This window comes from Neptuniibacter halophilus (genome assembly GCF_030295765.1).
In the GTDB taxonomy this organism is placed as follows: domain Bacteria; phylum Pseudomonadota; class Gammaproteobacteria; order Pseudomonadales; family Balneatricaceae; genus Neptuniibacter; species Neptuniibacter halophilus.
This window is the reverse complement of the sequence record NZ_AP027292.1, coordinates 3,166,436-3,185,573: the sequence shown is the minus strand read 5'-3', so window position 1 is coordinate 3,185,573 and position 19,138 is coordinate 3,166,436. Positions and strand designations below refer to the sequence as shown.

Below are 19,138 nucleotides of genomic sequence, written 5' to 3'. Positions count from 1 at the left end.
GAGGCTAAAATGGCACTGATTTCCATGGAAAAAAGCAGCAGTGACGAACTGAATCTGGGTCTGGAGCATTGCCATGCCCAGACCCGGGTTGAACGTCGCTATCAGGGCAACCAGATCAGTACGCTGGATCAGATTGCCGCCGAAGTACCGGTGGCAATGGTCTACAATGGCATCTCCCATGCGGTGATGATGGCCAGCCCCAGCGATCTGGAAGCCTTTGCCATCGGTTTCAGCCTCAGTGAAGGGATCATTCAGAAAGCGGATGAGATCTATGAGCTGGAGCTGGTCGCCGACCCGGGCCGGGTACATCAGGGTGTTGAGATCCATATTTCGATCACCAGCCAGCGGGCAATGGCGCTGAAGGAGCGCCGCCGCAATCTCACCGGCCGTACCGGTTGTGGCCTTTGCGGCGCCGAATCCCTGCATCAGGCGATTCGCCCCCTGGCAGCGGTTAAACCGACCCCACTGGTGGCAGCACAAAGCATCGAAAAAGCGGTCGCTTCTCTGGCTGATCACCAACCACTGCAACAACTGACCGGCGCCTGTCACGGCGCCGCCTGGTGTGACCGGGACGGTAATATTCAGTTAGTGCGCGAAGATATCGGCCGGCATAACGCACTGGATAAACTGCTGGGCACCCTCTGCCTCAGCGATCAGGACCTGAGTGATGGCTTTGTGCTGGTTTCCAGCCGCGCCAGCTATGAGATGGTTCATAAATCCAGCAGTTGCGGTGTTTCAACGCTGGTTGCGGTTTCCGCCGCCAGCCAGTTGGCGATCGATATGGCGGAAGAGTCCGGTCTCAACCTGATCGGTTTCGCCCGCAGCGGCCGCCACGTTGTTTATCATGCAAGTCAGCCCGACGCTGACCTTTCAGAGTAAGAGGAACTGTTATGGCAAACCATCAATTGGCCAGCCTGATTAAAATGGCGAACCAGATTGCCGCCAACAATGCCCATGTGGGTTCTGACGATGAAGTCGCGAAGATTATCGCCGGCCATATGCAGAAGTTCTGGGCCCGCTCCATGAAGCAGCAGATCCGCAGCTACCTGGAGGAAACCACCGAAGGCAACGAACTGAGCCCGGAAGCTCAGTCTGCCGTACTGTTACTGAAGTAATCACGCTGCAGTCATTCAAGGCGCCCCCGACACTGGCCGGTGGGCGCATCACGCTGTTTCGGATCGCTCATACGATAACTGACAAACCCCTGCCGGATCACCTCCTGCAGCAAGCCATCCTCAACGTTAAACCCCTCCTCGCTGCTCATCAGCAACTGACGGCACTGCGCACTGAGATAGACCTCAATAAAGTCATCCTGCTCAATCAGGGCATCCGGATAGTTCACCGGCAGGTATGCCAGACAGGCTTGCCAGATCTTCTCTGAGACCCGGCTGAAGCCATTAGCACGACGAGTCAGGCAGGAAGGACAGACCCTGACATCCAACATCAGATCAGCGCCCGGTTACTTCGGGTAAGTTTCAGATACTACCGGGCGATCACGGAACTGCTCACGTGCAGCTAGCAGCGCCGGATAGGGGCTGAAATCATAGAGTGACCGGAACTCAACCCAGTCCAGCGTCGCGATCAGGGCGATCACCGGCATATCCCAGTCAGCGAAAGCCCCCTGCTCTGCCTGCTGATTCAGCCAGTTCAGACTGTCGGGAATCCGCTCCAACTGGAGTTTAAACATCAACTGCCCGGCGCTCGGCTCCAGACCAGAACGGGTTGCCATAAACAGCACAATCAGCGAATCGGTCACCGCATCAATCGCACTGATCAGGTTATGCTGATCCAGACTCAGCGGCGGCAGGTCCTTTTTCTGCCGGAGATATTCACAGATCACATGCGAATCAAAGATCGTCTGGTCATCCTCAACCAGTACCGGCAGTTTGCGGATCGGCGTGATTCTGGCGTACTCCGCCCGCCCCTGATCGTTATAGACATCAACCGGCTCAAAGTGGTGTTCAATTCCTTCCAGCGTCATACGCACACGACGCACAAAAGGCGAAGGGTATGAACCGTAAACAGTGATCGACATGGTCAGCTCCAACCGTGGATTAGAAAAACTGAGCTTAGAGTATCGGAAATTTGCCGCAGTGAGTATGGGCAGAGAACGGGAAAAAGAAGTTGCCGGGGTGTTACAGGAACGCGCATACCTGTAACACCCCGACCTGATCCCTGTAACAGAAGATCAGCGGTAACGCCTAGTCGCTACCATATCCTGACACCTTAAGCTTGCACACCATGAGCACAGGACACACCGTTATTCTCGTGCTTTGCGCATATGACTGATGTTGCGAACACGACAGAAACTTACACTTAGGCGACTAAAAAACGAAGAACGGTAACGTCTTATATTTGAGCACCAAAATCTGTCATTTGATAATTTAATTCCAGGACATAACAGGTAGTTACATCGACATCAGTTCGAGTGGCACGAACCTTTACCCCCTCAGCGTAGCCGAGTATTGGAGCTAAAAAAGGATCAAGGGCGAGGACTGTCTGAGGCCGCTGTCAGGCCGAGTTCCGCAGCCCCCTTTTTAAGCGAAACACGCAGGGAATCCTGCGCAGCAGGACAAGATGCGGGGCGGCCTTTAGATTGTTAAGACTTTTGGCCGAACAAAAGTCTTAACTCGCCTCAGGGCGAAAGCAGATTGAGATCAGATATCAAAAAGGGGCCATGAAGGCCCCGCTTTGCTGTATAAAAGCAATCAGATCAAACCGAATAATCGTGGCAGGAACAGCGAAATCTCCGGCACGAAACTGGTCAGCGCCATCACCGGCAGGCCGACAAACAGAATCAGATAGATCGCCGGCATCACCGCATGATGAATACCCACCTTGCCAATCCGGCAGGCCATATAGAGGATCGGCGCAACCGGTGGACTGTTAGCACCAATCACCACCGAACAGGCAACAATCGACGCGTAGTGGATCGGGTCTACCCCGCTGGCGACCATCAGTGGCATAAACAGCGGAGCCACCACCACCGTGACCGACACATCGTCCATGATCATCCCGGTGACAATCAGGAACAGGTTCACCGCAATCAGAATCATCAACGGGTCTTTCACCAGCGCCGTGATCGTCTCGGTCAGCTCCTGGGGAATTCGCTCAGAGGCCAGAATACGCCCGATCATAAAGCTGAACAGCAAAATAAGAATCACCGTGCCGGTGGTTTCTGCTGCCGCAATGACACTGCTGCTAAGGCGCTTAATGGTCAAATCACGATAAACAAAAAAGCCGATCACAATCGCCACAAATGCTGCGATCGCTGCCGCTTCGGTTGGTGTACAGATACCGCCATAAATGCCGCCCAGAATCACCACCGGTAATGAGAGCGCAGGCAGCGCCTTCAGGGTCGCCTGGCCCTTACCGGGGAGGTTTTCCAGCCCGTCTTTGGCACCGGCAGAGGCCTCGCTGAACACCCGGCTGACACTGAAACGGTTCGCCAGAATCAGACCGGCAATCAGCAACAGCGCAGGGCCAATAGACGCCGCAAAGCAGGCCGCCACAGACTGACGGGTGACTACCGCGAACAGGATCATGGTGATTGATGGAGGAATCAGAATCCCCAGCAAAGAGGAGATTCCCAACAGCGCCGATGAGTAGCCCCGTGGATAGCCACGTTTCTCCAGCGGATCGATCATAATGGTACCGATCGATGCCACCGCCGCGGTTGCCGTTCCGGCAATCGCACCGAAGATACCGGAAGCAAGCACCATAGAGGCACCCATACCGCCCTTACGCTTGCCGACCAGCACCTCGATAAAATCGACCAGCCGGTGGGCGATCCCCCCGCTCTGCATCAGGTAACCGGTTAACACAAACAGGGGCAGCGCAATCAGGATCACTGAATCGATCGAACGGTACCCCTGCAACATCAGGGTATTAAAGTTCGCGTCGTAAGCGAACGTCAGATAAGCCAGCACCCCGGCAAATGACCAGGCAACCGGCACCCCGACAATCATCAGGAACAGCAGGATGCCAACCGCAATTAATCCTTCCATCAGTTCCCCTCCTTATCGGATGTTGCATCAGCGGACGTACTGAAGGCGTAACCCAGTACACTCTGAATAAAGTCACGCAGCGCATAGAGGGCACAGCCGACGCTGGCGAACATAATGGCACTCTGTGGCACCCATAACGGGATAGAAAGCCCCGGCGTGTGCTGCGGGCGCCGCATACCCCACTTCAGCATCCGGTAAGAGAGATAAACAAAAAACAGGGTGATCACCAGCGTGATCAGAGAAAGAAAACTTTGATGGATACGACGGATCATCTGGTCTTGCAGATTACTCTGCACAAAATCAACAACCAGATGCTCACGCTTGCGGCTGGCAATCAGGCCGCCCACCATATAAAGCCACATGCCAAACACCATGATCAGTTCCAGCAGGCCGATAATCGACCAGCCAAACACATAGCGGGCCACCACCAGAAACAGCATCAGCCCCACCAGCATCAGACTGCTGATCAGAGCGGTGGCATCCAGTAACCAACCAAATTTTTTATCAAGTGAGAGTAATAAACGCATCTTGAACACCTTAAAGGAAAGAACGGCGACAACCTGAGAGCAGCCGCCGTTCGCCAGTCATACGGTTTTAAAGCTGTGTAGCGTTACCGCGAATGGTATCCATAATCTCGGTGCCTACCTCTGCGTCCATCAGAGGCCAAACTTTTTCACGGGCAGCACGGGCGAACTCTTTAATCTGCTCATCAGACAGCTCGAAATACTTCATGCCGGCTTTTTCCGCTTCTTTAACGTAATGCTCGTCCTGCGCCTTAGCCGCGCTGAACTGCTGCATCATCACCTCTTTCGCCGCATCAGCTACCACTTTCTGGTGCGCTTCGGAGAGGGATTCAAACGACTCTGCGTTCATACTCAGAACGCCAGTCATAAAGAAATGCTTGCTGCGCACGTAGTAGTCCAGTTGATCGCGGAAGTATTCGTAATCCCAGTAGATGACGTTGCCCGCTTCACCATCAACAACGCCGGTCTGCAGTGCGGTGTAGACCTCACCCCAGTCGATTGCAGCCGTCTGATAGCCCAGTGCCTGCATTGTCTGCGGAGCCGGGAATACAGTCATGGTACGTACTTTCAGCCCCTCAGCTTCAGCGATGTTAGTCGCGTATTTACCCCGGGTAGCTACACCGTTAAAACCTTCTGGCCATGGGCCGAAGAACTTTAAACCGATATCCGCGTAGATATCACCCAGCATGTTGTTGACCCAGCCGCCCGGGCTGTAGGCTTTCAGCGCTTCATCCCAGGACAACGTCATATACGGGGTGTAGATCACGCCGATACGTTTGTCATAAGAGGTCATCGGCCAGTTCAGCATCACATCTACATCACCTGCCACGTGCAGGTCAAAGACCTCATTCTGGCTGCCCAGCTCATTCTGGTAAAACACCTTAACGTCGATGTCGCCACCCGAGTTCTTCTCAATCAGCTCAGCCCAGCGCTCCAGCGTGTCGCCAGCAGGCGAACCTTTGGCACCGGAGTCCGTCGCCATTTTCAGGGTTTCAGCGTGCAGCGGGGCTGTCATTAATGCGCAGGCTGTGACCAGTCCTGCCAGTAGGGATTTCATTCCGAGTTTATGTTTTGCCATGGTTACCACCTCAGGATTTTGTTTTTATCGGACGATGGTGAATAAGTAACAAAACTATGAATACTCGGTCAAAAACCAATAAAAAAGCATTAAACACCACAAAAACGCAATTCAACCAGCTAATAACACTATTTTGCAGCGCAAAAACAGGCCTATATTACACTTAATTTCTGTGCGGTAATTCCATCGACTTTTCCCGCCAATAGCAGGAGTTCGCAAACAGTAGGGGCAAGTGTCGTTTCTGAAATACTCGCTGAAGTGGTGCAGATGAGAATGAAAAAACCGAGCTTTTGGGTGGGATTTTCAAACCAAAAAAAAGCGCATCAGACCTGTGCGGACGATGCGCTTTTTTAGTGCAAAAACAATTAATTAAACAGCAATCGACCCAAAGCTTGGCTCTACTTTTGCACTGCTCAGTGCCGCCGCTGAACGCGCGATACTGGAGATCAGGCCCTCTTCCTGCAACGGCTCGCGGATATGGGACTGATCTGCCCCCGGGCTCCAGGCCACCTTACGCTCATCCCGCGGCGTAATACCGATATGCTTGCGGTAGCAGCGGCTGAAATGCGGCGTGGATATAAAGCCACAGGCCGCAGAGATCTCAACAATCGACATACTGGACTGTTTCAGTAACTGGCGCGCGCGATCCAGCCGCAGTCGCAGGTAGTAACGGGAAGGTGAACAGTTCAGATATTTCAGGAACATCCGCTCAAGCTGACGGCGGGAGACCCCCACAAAGGTCGCCAGCTCATCAAGACAGATCGGCTCCTCCAGATTATTTTCCATCAGCTCAATCGCATCGACCAGCTTAGGTTTAGACTCGCCACCATTATGCAACTGACGCAGTGGAACACGCTGCTGATCAAATTCACTGCGGATACGGTCGCAGATAAACATATCGGATACCGCATTCGACAATTTAGGGCCATGGTCGCGTGACACCATCTGCAGGAACATATCCAGTGGTGCGTTACCACCTGAGGAGGTCATGCGCTTACGATCCATGGTAAACAGACGGTTATTGCAACGTACTTTCGGATAACGCTCCTGCAACGCTGCCATACACTCCCAGTGCGCACTGCAATCGTGATCATCCAGAAGCCCGGCACTAGCCAGCACATAAGCACCGGTGCAGATGCCCCCCAGCGTGACCCCACGGCGCGCCATAGACTGGAGCCAACTGGTCTGTTTTGGCGTGTAACTGCGAGTAATATCGACACCACCGGCAACGATCACTATATCCAGATCGGCCGCATCTTTAATCGAATAGTCTGTAGCAAAACTGAGCCCGTCACTGGCGCTCACGGCTGCACCCGTTTCCGACACCATATGCCAGCTATACAGCTCTTCACCCGAGAGCTGATTAGCCATACGTAAAGGCTCCACGGCAGAAGCCAGGGCCATCATGGTGAAATTATCCAGAAGGAGGAAACCGACACGGGTTACTTTTTTGCCTGCCTGTGCGGCTGGCTGAGATACTACTTTTAGCATTGAGATGCCCTCTATCGCGTTTTTTCCCTGCATTGCAACCTGCATGCCACTCACCGAAAAACGCTATTTTTTATTATGTAGGACTACTACTGAGATGGTGCACCGGACGGTGTTCACCACCCCACCTCACAGTTCTAAGCTGCTGAAATGCCGTGCCTTTTAACGACACTAACATGAGCCTAACAATAAGCTAATTGGAAAATCCGGATCACCACAAAAACGACACATATGAATTCAGGCATACCTGTTTGCGACAGCCCACCCGTTAAAAATTGATTTATCGCAACAAAAACGACGTTTTTGGTCTCATCCGAACCGGCAGCAAAAACGACCAGAACCGGCCCTTTTTATGCCGCCAGAAATCACCGCTGCCAGTTCCACCCACAGCAGCATCAAAGCGCCAGAGATGTCGCGGATGATCAATTCTGGTGCGGCCTGAGGCAGCCGCACAAAAAACGTGCAGGTTAGAGTGACTTGCGGCTGCGCACGCTACTGTCGTAGCCGGACAACAACAATAACAGGAGTAGTTACCATGTGTAGCAACCATGCCAATCGCGGTGTTGTTTATAAAGGACCAGGCCAGGTCGCAGTCGAGTCAATCGCCTTCCCGGAACTGGCGCTCGGCAACCGCAAATGCAATCACGGCGTTATTCTGCGTGTACTCACTACCAACATCTGCGGTTCCGACCAGCATATGGTGCGCGGCCGAACCACCGCCCCGTCAGGTCTGGTACTGGGCCACGAAATCACCGGCCAGATCATCGAATGCGGTAACGATGTAGAGTTCCTCAAGCCGGGCGACATTGTTTCCGTGCCTTTCAACATCGCCTGCGGCCGCTGCCGTAACTGTAAAGAAGGCAAAACCGGTATCTGTCTGAATGTTAACCCTGCCCGTCCGGGTGCCGCTTACGGTTACGTTGACATGGGTGGCTGGGTTGGCGGCCAGGCGGAATACGTTATGGTGCCTTATGCCGACTTCAACCTGCTGAAGTTCCCGGATTCCGATCAGGCAATGGAGAAGATCCAGAGTCTGACCCTGCTGTCTGATATCTTCCCGACCGGTTTCCACGGCTGCGTTACCGCAGGCGTAGGCCCGGGCTCCACCGTTTACATCGCCGGTGCCGGCCCTGTGGGTCTGGCGGCTGCGGTCTCTGCCCAGTTGCTGGGTGCCGCCTGCGTCATCGTCGGCGATATGATCGAAGAGCGTCTGGAACAGGCCCGCAGCTTTGGCTGTGAGACCATCGACCTGCGTCAGGATGGCGATATGGAAGATAAGCTGGAGGTGATTCTGGGCGAGCGTGAAGTTGATGCCTTCGTTGACTGCGTAGGCTTTGAAGCCCACGCCTGTGGCTGCAACCACGGTAAAGAAGCCCCGGCAACGGTACTCAACTCTGCCATGAGCATCACCCGCGCCGGCGGTCAGATCGGCATTCCGGGTCTGTACGTAACAGAAGATCCGGGTGCAGTAGACGATGCCGCTAAACAGGGTGCCCTGAGCATGCGCTTTGGTCTGGGCTGGGCGAAATCCCACTCCTTCCACACCGGCCAGTGCCCGGTAATGAAATACCACCGCGCCCTGATGCAGGCGATCCTGTTCGATAAAGTCGATATCGCCAAAGCCGTAAACGTGCAGATGATCTCACTGGATCAGGCACCGGATGGCTACGCTGACTTCGACGGCGGCGCCGCGAAGAAATACGTTATCGACCCGCACGGTAGCGTGGCTGCCTGATTGAATAGCGATTAATGAAATGAAAGGAGGCGATTGCCTCCTTTTTTTGCTGTCACTGCCTATGAGGCTAAATATAAAAGTAAATAAACAGGCTTCATAAGCAGAAGTTCAAACAAGCGTATGATAAGCGTTGCAGAATTTCAGACATGACGGGCGCTTTGCAGCCCCTCCAGCCTCTTATTCCAATTACCCTCATGCTCAGCATCACATGCTTCTTCGGTATCAAACAGGATACGCTTTTTAATGTCCTTTACCCTGATCTGCTGTGATAAAAGTCTGGTTTCAATCGCGGCTTTGAATTGCTCTACAGCTTCATTTCCAATGGTTTTTTTCAAATTATCCTGCGTATCAAAAACGCAGATAACCGTTAAGCTTTCCGGAAACGCATGGAAATTAACCAGATGCGTAAGCCATTGAAATCCCTCATATGCCTTTAGATCCTCTTCGCATGCATCGGTGAGCGCTAAGACGATGCTTCTCTCTAACTTCTTATCGGTTTTTCGCATGATTTCCTTCCAGCCTGCCAGCCTCACACCTGCGCGCAGCGGGGTGCGAGCGCAGCGATTGAATTGGCAAAATTCTATCGCAAACAGGCGCCAAGCGCCTATAGAGCTCAGGGCTCAGAGCCAGAGATAGGAGATCGGTGTGTGTGGCCGGTAACGGTGGCGGATCTGGGCCTGCAACAGCTCAGCAGTGGCGATCGCATCGACCAGCGCATCGTGCTGGGCGTAGTGTGGCAGGCTGTAGCGACTGCGGCTGTCGGCAAGGCGAATTGAGGTGAGTTTTCGACCCAATACCCGATTACAGAATTTCGAGAACCCTTTGCGATGCAGCAGGGCTTCCAGCTCCATGGTATCCACCAGCGGAAAGCGAATCCCCTCACCCAGTCGGCGCTGCAGGCCCGCATCAAGGAATTCACGTTCGATGTAGCGGTAATGAACCACAACCACCCGGCCGGCGATCGCTTCCAGCAGCGAACCGAGAACAGATTCCAGATCCGGTGCTTCATTAATGGCGGAATGGGTAATACCGTGGATGACGACCGATTCCTCCGTCAGTTTACGCCGGGGTTTGAGCAGCCAATGGCGCGCTTCACGCACCCGGATTCGATTCAGATCGAACGGCACCGCACCGATGCTGATAATCTCATCTTTATCGGCATCCAGCCCGGTGGTTTCAAAATCCAGCGCGATAAAAGGCGTTTCGCTGAGTGGCGTTTGCGGTGCGACACAGCCGGTCTCATAGAACAGCCGCAGGCGGTCATCATCACAGACCAGCGCCTGATCCCGGAAGAACGCCTGCCAGTCCATTGCATCACTCAGATTCACGCTCATCGATCACTTCCGGGTGTAGGGGTAACGGAATTTGAGGAAGCGCTGACTGTTACTCAGCACCTGAAATGCTTCTTTCAGGTTGCGCCGTTCAAAGTCGGAGAGGTCTTCAGGCTCGATCCGGTTATCCGGTTCGCGTCCCGCTTCCAGATCTTGCGCCTGATGACGGATACGCACCATGGAGATAAACTCCAGCGCATCACGCAGGTCGGTTTCACGCCCCTTGGGCAGAATATCCGCTTTAATCACATCATCCAGCCGCTCAAAGGAGTTCTGTGCCCGCGAGCCTACCGCCAGCGCATGAACCCGGATCAGATCGGCAGTCGGGGCGGTGCCACGACGTTTCAGGTTGATCGACTTACGGTGCTGCCCGTCCTGCTCCATCACAAAGCTTTTAAAGAAGCCCAGTGGCGGTGTCCGGCTGAGGGCGTTACGCGCCAGACAGGCGAGGAAGTAGGGTGAACGCCGGGTTTTACGGACAATATAGGTGTTCAGTTGATCTGCCCATTCGGTTTTGCCCCAGACCCCATCCAGATCGAAGAAAATTGAGCAGTTGAGCAACGCTTCCGGGTCCGGGTTATCAATCCAGTCGGCAAAGCAGGCCTCCCACTCATCGCGGGTTTTACGCCAGCGCGGGTTGGTCGCCATAATCAGACCGGTACAGTAACTGTAACCACAGGTGTTCAGGGCATCGCTGACAAAGGCTGCCAGCTCTTCAAAATAGTCGCCGTGTTTCTCCGGCTGATAGCGGTTATCCAGAATCAGGGCGTTATCCTGATCGGTAATCACCAGTTGCTCATCCCGCGCCATGGAACCCAGCGCGAGGAAACAATACGGAATCGGCGGCGGGCCCAGCTTCTCCTCGGCCAGCTCCAGCAGGCGCTGCTTAAAGGTTCTGCCAATCACCGACATGGCACTGCCGATCATATGCGAATTGGCATCCTCGTTCACCAGCCGGACAAAGCAGGCATTCACCTGGGGCTGCAGCATCGCCAGCTCTTCAACACTGTTCTGACGCAAAATGGTGCTGACCAGATGCAGACTGCTCTGGGATTCGTAACGCACAATATCCGAGGTCGCCAGCACCCCGATCGGCCGCTGGTTATCCAGAATCGGCAGATGGTGCAGGTTATAACGCAGCATGGTCAGCATCGCCTCAAAGGCGTAGGCATCATCATCCAGCGTTACCGGGTTGCGGGTCATGACTTCTGTTACCGAAGTATCCAGATCGATGCCGGTTGCTACCACACGGGTACGCAGATCGCGGTCGGTAATAATCCCCGCCAGCAGCTCCTCTGGCCCCTCATCTTCAGGGTTTCGACGCATGATCAGCAGCGAGGAAACCCCCTCCTCGGTCATCTTCTGTGCGGCTTCGCGGATAGTCGCCGATTCATCCAGCGCCACCGGGCCGCGACTGAACAACGCGGTGACTTTAGAGATCATCAGGTCATTGCTGGCGTTCTGGCTGGACACGGCATGGCTGAGACGGCTGTTGTCATCCATCTCGACAAAGTAGGCAAAACTCTCAAACCGGTCACAGAGTTCGGTAAACACATTTTCCGGAATAAAGTAGATAAGGGAGTCTTCCAGCGTTCGGGCCGGCAGACGCACCCGGTTGTTCATCAGCATACCGAGCTGACCGAACAGATCCCCTTCACTCAGACGGTTATAGAGCTCGCCGTTACGTCGGTAGATCTCCACCGCACCGCTGCGAATCACGCAGAGTTCGTGGATTTCATCACCAAATTTAAAGATGTCTGTGCCGGCACGGTAGTAACTGATCTCTACCTGACAGGCCACCTCCTGCACCGCCTCTTTCGGCAGGTCGTTAAACGGCGGGTACTGGGCAAGAAACCCTGCAATTTCGATCTGTTCAGCTTCCATCAGCTAACTCGGCACTCCACACACAACTAAAGGCAGAGAGCAAAAAATCGCCCGAAGACGATTTTTTGCAGTGAAATCATGTCGCTCAGTATTCTACGACGACATCGCCATTAGGAACACTACAACAGGAGAGCACGTAACCTGCGGCCACATCATCGTCGGTGATACCGCCATTGTGACTCATGGTCGTGTCACCCTCTTTAACCAGTACCTTACAAGTACCACAGATCCCCATACCACAGGCCTTAGGAATATGCAGATCCAGCTTGGCCGCCGCCGCATGCAGAGTCTCGCCCGGTGCGATCTGGACGCTCTTGCCGTTATTGGCAAATTCTACCCGGTTCATATCGGACAGGGTCAGCGCATCCGCTTCTTCCTGTGCCTGTTCGGCGTTTTCAATCGCTTCCTCTTCGACACCCGCCGGCGTCTCACCGAAGGACTCTTCGTGGTAACGGCTCATATCGAAACCGTTATCCTTGAGCAGGTTGCGAACAGCAGCCATATACGGCTCGGGGCCACAGCAATACACTTCGCGCTCGAGGAAGTCCGGCGCAATCAACTGCAGTTTCGGCAGATCCAGATAGCCACGGTAACCGTGCCACGCCTGACCGTTTTCGATCCGCTCACAGATCAGATGCAGGCTGAAGTTGCCAATACGCGACGCCATATGATCCAGCTCACGCTGGAACACGATGTCGCCCGGTGTCCGTGCACTGTGGGCAAACACCATATCTACATCCGCATTGGTATCAAACCACCAGCGCGCCATGGACATCACCGGAGTGATACCCACACCACCGGAGAGCAGCAACACTTTTTCAGACGGAAAATCGATGCAGTTAAACAGACCTACCGGGCCGTGCACCGCCAGATCATCGCCCTCTTTCATATTATCGTGCAGCCAGTTAGACACCAGACCACCCGGATTACGTTTAACCGTAATCGAGAAGCTGTAAGGCACAGAAGGAGAACTGGAGATGGTGTAGGAACGCATCACCTGATTACCGTCGATCTCCAGCTCCAGGGTGACAAACTGACCCGGTTTAAAGAAGTACATCACCGGCTGCTCAGACATAAAGCAGAAGGTGCGCACATCCCAGGTTTCCTGAATCACTTTTACGCAACGCACATTGTGACGACCATTGGTCCAGGTCTGGGTATTTACCGGAATAAAGCTGTCGCTATTAACAGCCACAGGAACGGAATTAGTCATAGCTCATCTCTCATTATTCTGCGCCGGCAGGCTCCCTGTCACTCAGTGAAACAGGAGCTGCGAGTGCATCTCATCACCTATTGGCTGCATTGTTATCCCAACCTCTTTTGCAAAGTTGGCTTTTCGCGACAAAAACTTGCTTATTGCAGTCAAGCCTCAGAACTACGGCGGCATAGGTCGATTTGAGTACGCGCAGATGTCGCAAATGGTCATTCCGCGACAGCCAACTTGGGCGAGCATAGCCCCATCGGCAATGCCGTCACGATTTATAAGGTTTTACCCGGGTCAACCAACCCAACAGAGCAACGCGCATAACAACGATTAGCAGCACATGTGTGCTTGTGAGGACGAATAAATGAACCTGAATGACCTGCTGAATACCACCAGCGCCACCATTGAAGATGCCCGCAAAGAGATGGCGGAACTGCTTGAAGCACGCCCGCAAAACTACTCTCTGCCACAGCCTCTGTATAACGATCCACAGATGTTCCGCGTCGACATGGAAGAGGTCTTCCAGAAAGAGTGGTTGTTTGTGGGTATGACCAGCGAGATCCCTGCACGTGGCGACTACTTCACTGTTGAGATCGGTCAGAACCCGGTACTGATCGTGCGTGACGCTGATGGCAGCGTAAATGCTTTCCATAACACCTGCCGTCACCGTGGCTCCCGTGTCTGCACCGAACACCGCGGCAAAGTGGCGAATCTGGTTTGCCCTTACCATCAGTGGACCTACGACCTGAAAGGCAACCTGCTGTTCGCCGGTACCGAGATGGGCGATGGCTTCGATATGAAAGAACACGGCCTGAAAAAAGCTCACTGCAAAACCGCCGGTGGTTTTATCTTTGTCAGCCTGGGCAAAGAAGAACCGCAGGGCGATTTCGATGAGTTTCTGGCCACGCTGGAAGAGTACATGGAACCGTACGATGTGGAGAACACCAAGCTGGCGGTGGAATCCAACATGTACGAAAAAGCCAACTGGAAACTGGTAATCGAAAACAACCGCGAGTGCTACCACTGTGCCGGTAACCACCCGGAACTGCTGAACACCCTGCTGGAATGGGACGACACCAACGACCCACGTGCTTCAGACGAGTTTAAAGAACACTATGCTGCACAGGCTGCCGAGTGGGATGCAGAAGGCATTCCTCACGAGCACCGCAGCTTCGGCCCGGGCCTGCGTAACCGCATTGTCCGTATGCCGCTGAAGAAAGGTACCAGCGTCATGACCATCGACGGCGAAGCAGGCTGTAAAAAACTGCTGGGCCGGATCAAGAACCCAAGCCTGGGCTCCATGCGTATCCTGCACCTGCCAAACTCCTGGAACCACATGCAGTCCGATCACTTTATCGTGTTCCGCGTACTGCCGATCTCCGCTCAGGAATCACTGGTAACCACTAAGTGGTTCGTCCACAAAGATGCGGTAGAAGGTGTCGACTACGATCCGGAACGCCTGCGTCAGGTATGGGATGCCACCAACGATCAGGACCGCATTCTGGGTGAAGAAAACCAGTTGGGCATCAACTCCGTGGGTTACCAGCCGGGCCCTTACTCTGAGACTTTCGAGTTCGGCATTATCAACTTCCTGGAGTGGTACGGCGAAACCGTTCAGAAGAACCTGAAAAACCGCTAAGCCTTCATAACATCAAAGGCCCCTGCTTGCTCAACAGGGGCCTTTTTTATTGCTCATTTTTGCCAGACCATGCTCTCAACCAGAGCTCGCCTGACTTAACCGGCTGATATCCCGTTTTGGCGGTGCGCCAAAAAGCCGACTGTACTCGCGGCTGAATTGTGACGGACTCTCATAACCCACCTCGAAGGCCGCACTTGAAGCATCCAGATGTTCTGTCAGCATCAGCCTCCGCGCTTCATTCAGGCGCATCCGTTTCTGAAACTGCAGCGGGCTCATCGCCGTAGTGGAACGGAAATGACTGTGAAATGCCGACAAACTCAGACCCGCTTTCTCCGCCAGCTCTTCAACCTTAACCGGCTTTTTAAAGTTACTTTTCAGCCACTCTATCGCCCGCGACATCCGATAACCGTGATGACCAGCAGACACAATCTGCCGCAGCCACGGGCCCTGCTCTCCCACCAACAAACGATAGTAAATTTCCTGCTGAATCAAAGGTGCCAGTCCCGCCAGATTTTCAGGTTCCTCCAGAAGATCCAGCAAACGAATAAAGGCGGCCAGCAACGAGGGCGTAATCTGACTCACAGCAACACCCGGCTGGCCTTTACCGACCCGGCTATCGGCCATTTTCTGTTCCACCAGCATCTGGGTGATCACCCGGGTATTCATCTCCATGGTCAGCCCGAGATAGGGAGCCTCTTCACTGGCTTCAGTGATATGAGTCATCACCGGCAGGTCGACCGAAGTGATCAGAAACTGGTGTTTGTCATAACAGAACTCCTCCTCCCCTAAGAGCAGACGCTTGCGGCCCTGGCCGATCAGGCAAATACTCGGCGGAAGCATGTAGCTCTCCGGCTCGGTTTTATGTCGCCAGTGGTGCAGCGACAAGCCCGCAATCGGGGTATCAAACCGCTCCTGCCCGGCAGTCCATCGGGCAATTCTGTCTGCCAGCAGAGAATCACCGGAATCCAACATTTTCTGCTCGTCTGGCATCTTAACTATCCCCGTAATTACTGCGTTTATTGGTCTCAAAAGAAAGACATATACCTTTCCAAGACTAGCACTGCCATTCGGATGGCAACAATCAAAGCACGACCTAAAAACAGAATCAGGCAAGAATCACAGAGTATTGTGACAGTCACAATATCGTCACAATCAGTGCTTGCAGTCACGCCCTCCACTCCCCCTGTCCCCTTAGATAAATAGGCAAGAAATCAAAATGATCGTTCTAATGATTTTTCACCGCCGGTGATTATCTTAGATAAAGCAAAAAAAACAGTCAGCTCTGCCCCCAGATACCGAGACACCGGCAGAGGAATTCAAAGGTCATTTTTAAACTCACTGTACTGGAGCATAGAATATGAAAACCAAGGACCGTCCGTTTTTGAAAAAACTGCTGATGACCCTGAGCAGCAGCCTGGCCCTGATTGGCCCGGCACAGGCGACAGAAGCAGAAGAACAATCTTTTTACCCGGTTGCCACCCAGAAGTCCTTTGCCGGACCTGATCACCTGTTTACCGGTCAGGTCGATGTGGATCTGCTCTTCCCGGAAACCCCTAATACACCATTTTCCGGCGCCTACGTTCACTTTGAACCCGGCGCCCGTTCCGCCTGGCACCTGCACCCGGCAGGCCAGCATCTGGTAGTCACCAAAGGCACCGCCCTGACCGGTACCCGCGATGGCAAAGTGATTGCGGCGCAGGAGGGAGACGCGATCTGGTGCCCACCGGATATCGATCACTGGCATGGTGCCACACCCCATTCTGCGATGACCCATCTGGTGATCACCGGCAGTAAAGATGAAAAAAATGTGATCTGGAAAGAGCTGGTTGACGACGCAACCTACGCCGCAGCCGCAGAAAGCCAGCGCCCGGTCATGCCTGCAGCAACCACCCTGACTGAGCGTCAGCAGTGGATTATTCCGATCGCGGCACACACTGCCAGCGGTAATCTTCCTCAGTTGAAACAGGCGATCACTGAAGGGCTTGCAGCCGGACTCAGCGTGAATGAGATCAAAGAGATCCAGATCCATCTTTATGCCTACAGCGGCTTCCCGCGTGCCCTGAATGGGCTTTACAGTTTTATGCAACTGATGGAAACGCGTCAGGCACAGGGCATTAAAGATGAGCTGGGCCCTGAATTTGTGACGACACAGGCTAACCTCGGCAGCCTGGAGAAGGGTCTCGCGGTGCAGACACAGATGGCAGGCCGTCCGGTAACCGGCCCCCTGTTCGATTTTGCGCCGGCGATCAACACCTTCCTGCAGGCCCATCTGTTTGGCGACCTTTTTGCCCGTGACCTGCTCGACTACAAAGATCGCGAACTGGCCACACTGGGAGCACTGTCTGGCATCGCAGGTGCTGAAGCACAGTTGAAAGCCCATATGCATATCGCCACCAATGCCGGCCTGACAGAAGCCCAGTTGAAGGAAGTCATCGCTGTTATTCAGGCTATGATCGGTAATAAGCAGGGCACCACAGCAGCAGACGCATTCAAGGCCGCGTTCGCGGGTTAATCCGTTCTTATTACTGGGAGGAAACGTCGATGAGCCTGCACCGACCCCATTGGCTACCGGTCCTGATACTCAGCACGGCCCTCCCCCTTCAGGCCGACCCGCAGTTATCCCGTTGCGGAACAGCACAAACCTCAGGCAGAAAGACTCCCATGAAGATAGAACTGGTGATAGGTCAGCAGATCATCCCCGGAACGCTGGACAACACCCCGGCAGCATCGGATTTCTGCGCTCTGCTGCCACTGACACTCCGGCTGAAGGATTACCATCAAACCGAAAAAATTGCCGACCTGCCAAAAAGCCTGAGCCAGCAAGGCTCAGCCAGGGGATATAAACCCGAAGCAGGTGATATCACCTACTACGCTCCCTGGGGCAATCTGGCGATCTTTTATAAACCGTTCAGCTACTCAACCGGGCTTCTCAGGCTCGGCCAACTGAACGGCGAGATCAGCGCTCTGACCGAACACAGTGAGTTCGAAGTCACCTTCCGTCTCGCTGAATAAGTTGGCGCAAACTCTACCTTTAACTATCTGGCATTCAGTACTAAGACAACCGTTGCTGTATTTCCCCTTCAGCCAAACACTGTCCGCGAACAATGCCCAGACACAGGAATACCCGAAACATGATGCAGAAAGTCAGCTTTAACAATCAGTACCAGATGAAAGTCGCCGGTAATCTCTATCTGCCCGCAGATATGGCAGAGGGCGAGAAACGAGGCGCAATTATTATCGGCCACCCGATGGGTGCCGTAAAAGAACAGAGTTCAGTTATCTATGCCGAACAACTCGCCGCCCGCGGCTTTATCACCCTGGCGATCGACCTCTCCTTCTGGGGCGCAAGCGAGGGTAAACCGCGTCAGGCCGTACTGCCTGATATGTATGCCGAAGCCTTCAGCGCTGCCGTCGATTTCCTGGGCACCCGCGACTTTGTCGAACGCGAAGCAATTGCCGCACTGGGCATCTGTGGCAGCGGCGGTTTTGCGATCAGCGCAGCGAAGATAGACCCGCGCCTGAAGGCGGTTGCTACCGTCAGCATGTATGATATGGGCGCCTTCAGCCGTCACCTTTACGGCAACAGCCTGACCATGGAACAGCGCCAGCAGATGATCGCTGAATCAGCAGCCCAGCGTTATATCGAGTTCAACGGCGGTGAAACCCGGTACACCGGCGGAACACCCAACGAGATCGACGAAGATTCTCATCCGATCGCCAAAGAGTTTTTCGACTTCTACCGCACCCCACGAGGCAAGTTTACCCCGGAAGGTGCGCAACCGGAGTTGACCACCAAGCCAACCCTGAGCAGCAACAGTAAGTTTATGAACTTCTACCCGTTCAACGATATGGACTCGATCTCTCCCCGCCCACTGCTGTTTATCAGCGGTGATCAGGCACATTCGATTGAATTCAGCCAGAGCGCTTATGAAAAAGCGGTTGAGCCAAAAGAGCTGTATCTGGTGGAGGGTGCCGGTCATGTGGATCTGTATGACCGGGTAGAGCTGATCCCATTTGATAAGCTGGATAGATTCTTCAGAGAGCACCTGACAGGCGCGTAAGCGCCATTAAAAAACCGCCCGCATGGCGGTTTTTTTACTTACTCGCTGCCTGGGTTTGGATGTAGGAGCGGTGTCTCACCGCGATATCCACGTAAATAATTCGCGCTGAGACAGCGCTGCTACCCTGAGCACAATCAGAAATAATGGACTTTAAAACAATAAAAAACCCGGCACAGAGGCCGGGTTT

The 19,138-nt window shown here is 53.9% G+C and carries 18 protein-coding genes; 7 read left to right on the top strand and 11 right to left on the bottom strand.

Going from position 1 to position 19,138, the window contains the following annotated elements; all coding sequences use genetic code 11:
* Nucleotides 1–9: 9 nt before the first annotated feature.
* Together fdhD and QUD59_RS14840 are read left to right on the top strand one after the other, a co-directional pair.
* Nucleotides 10–879, top strand: coding sequence for a formate dehydrogenase accessory sulfurtransferase FdhD (gene fdhD, locus QUD59_RS14845; RefSeq protein ID WP_286237925.1), 870 nt, complete (start codon nt 10–12; stop codon nt 877–879).
* A gap of 11 nt (nt 880–890) precedes the next feature.
* Nucleotides 891–1,115 carry a formate dehydrogenase subunit delta gene (locus QUD59_RS14840; RefSeq protein WP_286237924.1) on the top strand — a complete coding sequence of 75 codons (225 nt, stop codon included), beginning with the start codon at nt 891–893 and terminating at the stop codon, nt 1,113–1,115.
* Between the two features lie 11 nt (nt 1,116–1,126).
* On the opposite strand, the gene QUD59_RS14835 is transcribed toward QUD59_RS14840, so the two are convergent.
* The 6 genes from QUD59_RS14835 to gbdR form a co-directional block, all read right to left on the bottom strand.
* Nucleotides 1,127–1,444 carry a hypothetical protein gene (locus tag QUD59_RS14835; RefSeq protein ID WP_286237923.1) on the bottom strand — a complete coding sequence of 106 codons (318 nt, stop codon included), beginning with the start codon at nt 1,442–1,444 and terminating at the stop codon, nt 1,127–1,129.
* 15 nt (nt 1,445–1,459) lie between these two features.
* On the bottom strand, nt 1,460–2,035 hold the full coding sequence (locus QUD59_RS14830) for a glutathione S-transferase family protein (RefSeq protein WP_286237921.1): 576 nt from the start codon (nt 2,033–2,035) through the stop codon (nt 1,460–1,462).
* Between the two features lie 673 nt (nt 2,036–2,708).
* Entirely contained in the window at nt 2,709–4,007 is a 1,299-nt protein-coding gene (locus QUD59_RS14825) for a TRAP transporter large permease (RefSeq protein WP_286237920.1), read from the bottom strand.
* Nucleotides 4,007–4,534, bottom strand: a complete 528-nt coding sequence (locus QUD59_RS14820; protein ID WP_286237919.1) for a TRAP transporter small permease — start codon at nt 4,532–4,534, stop codon at nt 4,007–4,009. Before QUD59_RS14820 ends, QUD59_RS14825 begins: the two co-directional genes overlap by 1 nt.
* A gap of 67 nt (nt 4,535–4,601) precedes the next feature.
* A complete protein-coding gene (gene dctP, locus QUD59_RS14815; protein ID WP_286237918.1) occupies nt 4,602–5,609 on the bottom strand; it encodes a TRAP transporter substrate-binding protein DctP in 1,008 nt (335 codons plus the stop codon).
* Nucleotides 5,610–5,978: 369 nt separating this feature from the next.
* Entirely contained in the window at nt 5,979–7,100 is a 1,122-nt protein-coding gene (gene gbdR / locus QUD59_RS14810) for a choline metabolism transcriptional regulator GbdR (protein WP_286237917.1), read from the bottom strand.
* A 532-nt stretch (nt 7,101–7,632) separates the two neighbouring features.
* Between gbdR and fdhA the strand changes: the two genes are divergently transcribed.
* On the top strand, nt 7,633–8,832 hold the full coding sequence (gene fdhA / locus QUD59_RS14805) for a formaldehyde dehydrogenase, glutathione-independent (protein WP_286237916.1): 1,200 nt from the start codon (nt 7,633–7,635) through the stop codon (nt 8,830–8,832).
* Between the two features lie 140 nt (nt 8,833–8,972).
* Here the strand turns inward: fdhA and QUD59_RS14800 are convergent, their stop codons facing one another.
* The 4 genes from QUD59_RS14800 to gbcB all read right to left on the bottom strand — a co-directional run bounded on the left by QUD59_RS14800 (nt 8,973) and on the right by gbcB (nt 13,260).
* Nucleotides 8,973–9,338, bottom strand: a complete 366-nt coding sequence (locus tag QUD59_RS14800; RefSeq protein WP_286237915.1) for a Fis family transcriptional regulator — start codon at nt 9,336–9,338, stop codon at nt 8,973–8,975.
* A gap of 114 nt (nt 9,339–9,452) precedes the next feature.
* Nucleotides 9,453–10,166: a 3'-5' exonuclease gene (locus tag QUD59_RS14795; RefSeq protein ID WP_286237914.1), complete on the bottom strand. Its 714-nt coding sequence runs from the start codon at nt 10,164–10,166 to the stop codon at nt 9,453–9,455.
* A gap of 3 nt (nt 10,167–10,169) precedes the next feature.
* Entirely contained in the window at nt 10,170–12,047 is a 1,878-nt protein-coding gene (locus QUD59_RS14790) for a DUF294 nucleotidyltransferase-like domain-containing protein (protein ID WP_286237913.1), read from the bottom strand.
* 85 nt (nt 12,048–12,132) lie between these two features.
* Nucleotides 12,133–13,260, bottom strand: a complete 1,128-nt coding sequence (gene gbcB, locus QUD59_RS14785; RefSeq protein ID WP_286237912.1) for a glycine betaine monooxygenase reductase subunit — start codon at nt 13,258–13,260, stop codon at nt 12,133–12,135.
* Nucleotides 13,261–13,615: 355 nt separating this feature from the next.
* Here gbcB and gbca point away from each other — a divergent pair, with 355 nt between their 5' ends.
* Nucleotides 13,616–14,890 (top strand): glycine betaine monooxygenase oxygenase subunit, encoded by a 1,275-nt coding sequence (gene gbca / locus QUD59_RS14780; protein WP_286237911.1) that lies wholly within the window; start codon nt 13,616–13,618, stop codon nt 14,888–14,890.
* 75 nt (nt 14,891–14,965) lie between these two features.
* On the opposite strand, the gene QUD59_RS14775 is transcribed toward gbca, so the two are convergent.
* A complete protein-coding gene (locus tag QUD59_RS14775; RefSeq protein WP_286237910.1) occupies nt 14,966–15,880 on the bottom strand; it encodes an AraC family transcriptional regulator in 915 nt (304 codons plus the stop codon).
* A gap of 367 nt (nt 15,881–16,247) precedes the next feature.
* On the opposite strand from QUD59_RS14775, the gene QUD59_RS14770 reads away from it, so the two are divergent.
* From QUD59_RS14770 to QUD59_RS14760, 3 genes are all read left to right on the top strand, one after another.
* Complete coding sequence (locus QUD59_RS14770) at nt 16,248–17,402, top strand: cupin domain-containing carboxymuconolactone decarboxylase family protein (RefSeq protein WP_286237909.1); 1,155 nt, start codon at nt 16,248–16,250, stop codon at nt 17,400–17,402.
* Nucleotides 17,403–17,551: 149 nt separating this feature from the next.
* Complete coding sequence (locus QUD59_RS14765) at nt 17,552–17,902, top strand: cyclophilin-like fold protein (protein WP_286237908.1); 351 nt, start codon at nt 17,552–17,554, stop codon at nt 17,900–17,902.
* A gap of 119 nt (nt 17,903–18,021) precedes the next feature.
* Nucleotides 18,022–18,951 (top strand): alpha/beta hydrolase, encoded by a 930-nt coding sequence (locus QUD59_RS14760; RefSeq protein WP_286237907.1) that lies wholly within the window; start codon nt 18,022–18,024, stop codon nt 18,949–18,951.
* The last annotated feature ends 187 nt before the right edge of the window (nt 18,952–19,138 follow it).

Coding starts and splice junctions, on each gene's coding strand:
- QUD59_RS14825 (WP_286237920.1), bottom strand. CDS start 4,007: ATGGAAGGATTAATTGCGGTTGGCATCCTGCTGTTCCTGATGATTGTC.
- gbca (WP_286237911.1), top strand. CDS start 13,616: ATGAACCTGAATGACCTGCTGAATACCACCAGCGCCACCATTGAAGAT.
- gbcB (WP_286237912.1), bottom strand. CDS start 13,260: ATGACTAATTCCGTTCCTGTGGCTGTTAATAGCGACAGCTTTATTCCG.
- QUD59_RS14840 (WP_286237924.1), top strand. CDS start 891: ATGGCAAACCATCAATTGGCCAGCCTGATTAAAATGGCGAACCAGATT.
- QUD59_RS14765 (WP_286237908.1), top strand. CDS start 17,552: ATGAAGATAGAACTGGTGATAGGTCAGCAGATCATCCCCGGAACGCTG.
- fdhA (WP_286237916.1), top strand. CDS start 7,633: ATGTGTAGCAACCATGCCAATCGCGGTGTTGTTTATAAAGGACCAGGC.
- QUD59_RS14820 (WP_286237919.1), bottom strand. CDS start 4,534: ATGCGTTTATTACTCTCACTTGATAAAAAATTTGGTTGGTTACTGGAT.
- QUD59_RS14760 (WP_286237907.1), top strand. CDS start 18,022: ATGATGCAGAAAGTCAGCTTTAACAATCAGTACCAGATGAAAGTCGCC.
- gbdR (WP_286237917.1), bottom strand. CDS start 7,100: ATGCTAAAAGTAGTATCTCAGCCAGCCGCACAGGCAGGCAAAAAAGTA.
- fdhD (WP_286237925.1), top strand. CDS start 10: ATGGCACTGATTTCCATGGAAAAAAGCAGCAGTGACGAACTGAATCTG.
- QUD59_RS14775 (WP_286237910.1), bottom strand. CDS start 15,880: ATGCCAGACGAGCAGAAAATGTTGGATTCCGGTGATTCTCTGCTGGCA.
- dctP (WP_286237918.1), bottom strand. CDS start 5,609: ATGGCAAAACATAAACTCGGAATGAAATCCCTACTGGCAGGACTGGTC.
- QUD59_RS14800 (WP_286237915.1), bottom strand. CDS start 9,338: ATGCGAAAAACCGATAAGAAGTTAGAGAGAAGCATCGTCTTAGCGCTC.
- QUD59_RS14830 (WP_286237921.1), bottom strand. CDS start 2,035: ATGTCGATCACTGTTTACGGTTCATACCCTTCGCCTTTTGTGCGTCGT.
- QUD59_RS14835 (WP_286237923.1), bottom strand. CDS start 1,444: ATGTTGGATGTCAGGGTCTGTCCTTCCTGCCTGACTCGTCGTGCTAAT.
- QUD59_RS14790 (WP_286237913.1), bottom strand. CDS start 12,047: ATGGAAGCTGAACAGATCGAAATTGCAGGGTTTCTTGCCCAGTACCCG.
- QUD59_RS14795 (WP_286237914.1), bottom strand. CDS start 10,166: ATGAGCGTGAATCTGAGTGATGCAATGGACTGGCAGGCGTTCTTCCGG.
- QUD59_RS14770 (WP_286237909.1), top strand. CDS start 16,248: ATGAAAACCAAGGACCGTCCGTTTTTGAAAAAACTGCTGATGACCCTG.